General features: G+C 50.8%; 2 tRNA genes and 3 rRNA genes. All 5 read left to right on the top strand.

The features are described from left to right. Nucleotides 1-243 precede the first annotated feature (243 nt). The 5 genes from BJL95_RS05865 (at nucleotide 244) to rrf (ending at nucleotide 5,546) form a co-directional block, all read left to right on the top strand. Nucleotides 244-1,777: ribosomal RNA gene (locus BJL95_RS05865) — 16S ribosomal RNA — on the top strand. A 60-nt stretch (nucleotides 1,778-1,837) separates the two neighbouring features. Next, a tRNA-Ile gene (locus BJL95_RS05860) sits at nucleotides 1,838-1,914 on the top strand. A 32-nt stretch (nucleotides 1,915-1,946) separates the two neighbouring features. Next, nucleotides 1,947-2,022, top strand: a tRNA-Ala gene (locus BJL95_RS05855). Nucleotides 2,023-2,314: 292 nt separating this feature from the next. Then, nucleotides 2,315-5,208, top strand: a 23S ribosomal RNA gene (locus BJL95_RS05850). A gap of 222 nt (nucleotides 5,209-5,430) precedes the next feature. After that, a 5S ribosomal RNA gene (rrf, locus tag BJL95_RS05845) occupies nucleotides 5,431-5,546 on the top strand. Together the 16S, 23S and 5S rRNA genes with 2 tRNA genes alongside form the textbook arrangement of a ribosomal RNA operon. Nucleotides 5,547-6,000 lie beyond the last annotated feature (454 nt).

The following is a 6,000-nucleotide window of genomic DNA, read 5'->3' as shown; positions in this document are numbered from 1 at the left end:
GTTTCTGGCTTCGAAAATAAAGTGTTGACACTTTCTGAAAGTTCTGTAGAATATGTCGGCTCAACAGGGCGAGATGCTCTGGCTCTTTAACAAGATGAATCGAAATAATTTGTGTGGGTATGTGTGGCGATACGTTTCTGTTAGAAATTATCGGCGCAGAGAATCCACGTCAATTCGCAAGAAACGACGTTCTGTAGTCGAGCCAAGATTGGATGCTAATCTTATTTAGTATCAAGCATTATTAAACTGAAGAGTTTGATCATGGCTCAGATTGAACGCTGGCGGTATGCTTAACACATGCAAGTCGAACGCTGAAGGGTGCTTGCACCCGGATGAGTGGCGGACGGGTGAGTAATGCATAGGAATCTGCCTATTAGTGGGGGATAACGTGGGGAAACTCACGCTAATACCGCATACGATCTACGGATGAAAGCCGGGGACCTTCGGGCCTGGCGCTAATAGATGAGCCTATGTTGGATTAGCTAGTTGGTGGGGTAAAGGCCTACCAAGGCGACGATCCATAGCTGGTCTGAGAGGATGATCAGCCACACTGGGACTGAGACACGGCCCAGACTCCTACGGGAGGCAGCAGTGGGGAATATTGGACAATGGGCGAAAGCCTGATCCAGCAATACCGCGTGTGTGAAGAAGGCCTGAGGGTTGTAAAGCACTTTCAATAGGAAGGAATACCTGCCGGTTAATACCCGGTAGACTGACATTACCTATACAAGAAGCACCGGCTAACTCCGTGCCAGCAGCCGCGGTAATACGGAGGGTGCAAGCGTTAATCGGAATTACTGGGCGTAAAGCGTGCGTAGGCGGTTGTTTAAGTCAGATGTGAAAGCCCTGGGCTTAACCTGGGAACTGCATTTGATACTGGGCAACTAGAGTTTAGTAGAGGGGAGTGGAATTTCAGGTGTAGCGGTGAAATGCGTAGAGATCTGAAGGAACACCAGTGGCGAAGGCGGCTCCCTGGACTAAAACTGACGCTGAGGTACGAAAGCGTGGGTAGCAAACAGGATTAGATACCCTGGTAGTCCACGCCGTAAACGATGTCAACTAACTGTTGGGTTCTTAAAGAACTTAGTAGTGGAGCTAACGTATTAAGTTGACCGCCTGGGGAGTACGGCCGCAAGGCTAAAACTCAAATGAATTGACGGGGGCCCGCACAAGCGGTGGAGCATGTGGTTTAATTCGATGCAACGCGAAGAACCTTACCTACCCTTGACATCCTCGGAACTTGTCAGAGATGACTTGGTGCCTTCGGGAACCGAGAGACAGGTGCTGCATGGCTGTCGTCAGCTCGTGTTGTGAAATGTTGGGTTAAGTCCCGTAACGAGCGCAACCCTTATCCTTAGTTGCCAGCGAGTCAAGTCGGGAACTCTAGGGAGACTGCCGGTGATAAACCGGAGGAAGGTGGGGACGACGTCAAGTCATCATGGCCCTTATGGGTAGGGCTACACACGTGCTACAATGGTCGGTACAGAGGGCAGCAAACTCGCGAGAGCCAGCAAATCCCAAAAAGCCGATCCTAGTCCGGATTGCAGTCTGCAACTCGACTGCATGAAGTCGGAATCGCTAGTAATCGCGGATCAGAATGCCGCGGTGAATACGTTCCCGGGCCTTGTACACACCGCCCGTCACACCATGGGAGTGGGTTGCAAAAGAAGTAGGTAGTTTAACCTTCGGGAGGGCGCTTACCACTTTGTGATTCATGACTGGGGTGAAGTCGTAACAAGGTAGCCCTAGGGGAACCTGGGGCTGGATCACCTCCTTACAAAGACAGAACACTGTCACACGTACTCACAACAAATTATTTCGATTGAAAGACGCACCTGGGTCTGTAGCTCAGTTGGTTAGAGCGCACCCCTGATAAGGGTGAGGTCGGAGGTTCAAATCCTCCCAGACCCACCAACTAACGAAAAGGCGAAAGTCTGAATCTATTCGGGGCCATAGCTCAGCTGGGAGAGCGCCTGCCTTGCACGCAGGAGGTCGGGAGTTCGATCCTCCCTGGCTCCACCATCACGTGACGTCGATCTTAAGCCAAGATATCAACATCAACGCTATACAGCTTTTCGGTTAATAACCCAAGGCTCGATAGCATTGATATTCGTATCAATACGCTCTTTAACAATATGGAAATCTGTAACCTAAGTCTTGATCGGCTAACGATCAATACTTAAAAACGAGTTGCGGGCGGTAGCCAGCGGCTTTCGAAAGAAAGCGGCCCAAAACCTCCGTAAAACGTTCTCAAGCAACATCAGCGAACATGTCAGCGACTAAAAACCTTAATACAGACGTATTCGGGTTATATGGTCAAGTGAATAAGCGCATACGGTGGATGCCTAGGCAGTAAGAGGCGATGAAAGACGTGGTAGCCTGCGAAAAGCGTCGGGGAGGTGGCAAACAACCTGTGATCCGGCGATGTCTGAATGGGGAAACCCGGCGAGGATAACCTCGTCATCTTTGAGTGAATACATAGCTCACTGAAGCGAACCCGGAGAACTGAAACATCTAAGTACCCGGAGGAAAAGAAATCAACCGAGATTCCCTAAGTAGTGGCGAGCGAACGGGGACTAGCCCTTAAGCTAGGATAAGGTTAGTGGAACGGTCTGGAAAGTCCGGCGATACAGGGTGATAGCCCCGTACACGAAAACCTTTTTTTAGTGAAATCGAGTAGGTCGGCGCACGTGAAACGTTGACTGAATATGGGGGGACCATCCTCCAAGGCTAAATACTCCTTACTGACCGATAGTGAACCAGTACCGTGAGGGAAAGGCGAAAAGAACCGCGGAGAGCGGAGTGAAATAGAACCTGAAACCGTATGCGTACAAGCAGTGGGAGCCCCTTCGTGGGGTGACTGCGTACCTTTTGTATAATGGGTCAGCGACTTACATTTTGTGGCAAGCTTAACCGAATAGGGGAGGCGTAGGGAAACCGAGTCTTAATAGGGCGTTGAGTCGCAAGGTGTAGACCCGAAACCGGGCGATCTATCCATGACCAGGTTGAAGGTGTGGTAACACACACTGGAGGACCGAACCCACTCCCGTTGAAAAGGTAGGGGATGAGTTGTGGATCGGAGTGAAAGGCTAATCAAGCTCGGAGATAGCTGGTTCTCCTCGAAAGCTATTTAGGTAGCGCCTCGTGTATCACTGCTGGGGGTAGAGCACTGTTTCGGCTAGGGGGTCATCCCGACTTACCAACCCGATGCAAACTCCGAATACCAGCAAGTGTCAGCACGGGAGACACACGGCGGGTGATAAGGTCCGTCGTGAAAAGGGAAACAGCCCAGACCGTCAGCTAAGGTCCCCAAATCTATGCTCAGTGGGAAACGATGTGGAAAGGCACAGACAGCCAGGAGGTTGGCTTAGAAGCAGCCATCCTTTAAAGAAAGCGTAATAGCTCACTGGTCGAGTCGGTCTGCGCGGAAGATTTACCGGGGCTAAGCATAGTACCGAAGCTACGGATTCACGCTTTGCGTGAGTGGTAGAGGAGCGTTCCGTACGCCTGCGAAGGTCGATTGAGAAGTCGGCTGGAGGTATCGGAAGTGCGAATGCTGACATAAGTAACGATAAAGGGGGTGAAAAACCCCCTCGCCGTAAACCCAAGGTTTCCTGCGCAACGTTAATCGACGCAGGGTTAGTCGGCACCTAAGGCGAGGCCGAAAGGCGTAGTCGATGGAAAACAGGTTAATATTCCTGTACCAGTTGTAACTGCGATGGGGTGACGGAGAAGGCTATATCAGCGGTCGGTTGGAAGTGGCCGTTTAAGCGTGTAGGCAGGCATCTTAGGCAAATCCGGGATGCTATATGCTGAGGCGTGATGACGAGTGTCTCGAAAGAAACGCGAAGTGATAGATGCCCTGCTTCCAGGAAAAACCTCTAAGCTTCAGGTTACAAGTGGCCGTACCCTAAACCGACACAGGTGGGTGGGATGAAAATTCTAAGGCGCTTGAGAGAACCCAGGTGAAGGAACTAGGCAAAATGATACCGTAACTTCGGGAGAAGGTATGCCGTTGATAAGTGAAGTCCCTCGCGGATGGAGCGTAAGGCGGTTGCAAAAAATCGGTGGCTGCGACTGTTTAGCAAAAACATAGCACTCTGCAAACACGAAAGTGGACGTATAGGGTGTGACGCCTGCCCGGTGCTGGAAGGTTAATTGATGGGGTTAGCGTAAGCGAAGCTCTTGATCGAAGCCCCAGTAAACGGCGGCCGTAACTATAACGGTCCTAAGGTAGCGAAATTCCTTGTCGGGTAAGTTCCGACCTGCACGAATGGCGTAACGATGGCCACACTGTCTCCACCTGGGACTCAGTGAAATTGAAATCGCTGTGAAGATGCAGTGTACCCGCGGCTAGACGGAAAGACCCCGTGCACCTTTACTATAGCTTGACACTGGACTTTGAACCTACTTGTGTAGGATAGGTGGGAGGCTTTGAAGCGGGAACGCCAGTTCTCGTGGAGCCAACCTTGAAATACCACCCTGGTATGTTTGGAGTTCTAACCTCGATCCATTATCTGGATTAGGGACAGTGTCTGGTGGGTAGTTTGACTGGGGCGGTCTCCTCCCAAAGAGTAACGGAGGAGCACGAAGGTACCCTCAGCCTGGTCGGAAATCAGGCAATGAGTGCAAAGGCATAAGGGTGCTTGACTGCGAGACGGACAAGTCGAGCAGGTACGAAAGTAGGTCTTAGTGATCCGGTGGTTCTGTATGGAAGGGCCATCGCTCAACGGATAAAAGGTACGCCGGGGATAACAGGCTGATACCGCCCAAGAGTTCATATCGACGGCGGTGTTTGGCACCTCGATGTCGGCTCATCACATCCTGGGGCTGAAGCAGGTCCCAAGGGTATGGCTGTTCGCCATTTAAAGTGGTACGCGAGCTGGGTTCAGAACGTCGTGAGACAGTTCGGTCCCTATCTGCCGTGGGCGTTTGAGATTTGAGGGAAGCTGCTTCTAGTACGAGAGGACCGAAGTGGACGAACCTCTGGTGTTCCAGTTGTCCTGCCAAGGGCATTGCTGGGTAGCCACGTTCGGACAGGATAACCGCTGAAAGCATCTAAGCGGGAAGCCCCTCCCAAGATGAGATCTCACTGGGACTTTAAGTCCCCTGAAGGGCCGTTGGAGACGACAACGTTGATAGGCACGGTGTGGAAGTCCAGTAATGGGCGTAGCTAACGTGTACTAATTGCCCGTGAGGCTTGACCATATAACACCCAATGCGTTTGGGTTGTCTAAGACAATCGCTGAAAACAACGCAAGAGAACGAACTCGATACAGATTTCCATGAAAAGCAGGTCAAAGGCAAAACCACGTAAGCGCGAATATCCGCACACGCGGTGGTTAGCGTAGTAAATGCCTGAAGGCTAAGCCAAACGGCTTAACCGACCTGCTGCATGACAGTTGGTCAACAACCAACTTAACCAGTTTGCTTGGTGAACATAGCAAGCGTGAACCACCCGATCCCATCCCGAACTCGGAAGTGAAACCGCTTAGCGCCGATGATAGTGTGGCAGGTTGCCATGTGAAAGTAGGTCATCGCCAAGCGCCTATACCAAAAGCCCGCTTATTAATTTAATAAGCGGGTTTTTTTTTGTCTTGCTCGATTAGTAGTTGTCTATTTGGCGACTTATCTTGAGCGATAGCCCATCGCTCGTTCCAACGCCCTTGAGCGCAAGGTGAAATAAGCTTCAAGCCGCGCTACTAGATTATTATAAGGTGTGGCTAGGTATTCGGTTGGGAATGCTTCGTTAAGACGCGCAGATGGCACAACAATAAGCGAATTCAAACCAGATCCAAAAAGACTGAAATAATCTCCATCTGACGGCCTAAAATGCTTTTCTTGCGATTTCCACCGACCACATGCCAAGAATACCAGAATAAGAGCGATTTCATGTATGTAATGCTGTATGGACTCTAGACGCGGTCTAACCCCTGCCAACTGGGCGTTTTCATTTGTCAATTCGCCAACAGAGCGATGCGTTAAGTATCCAAATTTATG

The organism is Methylomonas sp. LWB (genome assembly GCF_001856095.1).
GTDB classification, from domain to species: domain Bacteria; phylum Pseudomonadota; class Gammaproteobacteria; order Methylococcales; family Methylomonadaceae; genus Methylomonas; species Methylomonas koyamae_A.
The sequence above is the reverse complement of the archived record's forward strand: the minus strand, read 5'-3'. Positions and strand labels throughout refer to the sequence as shown.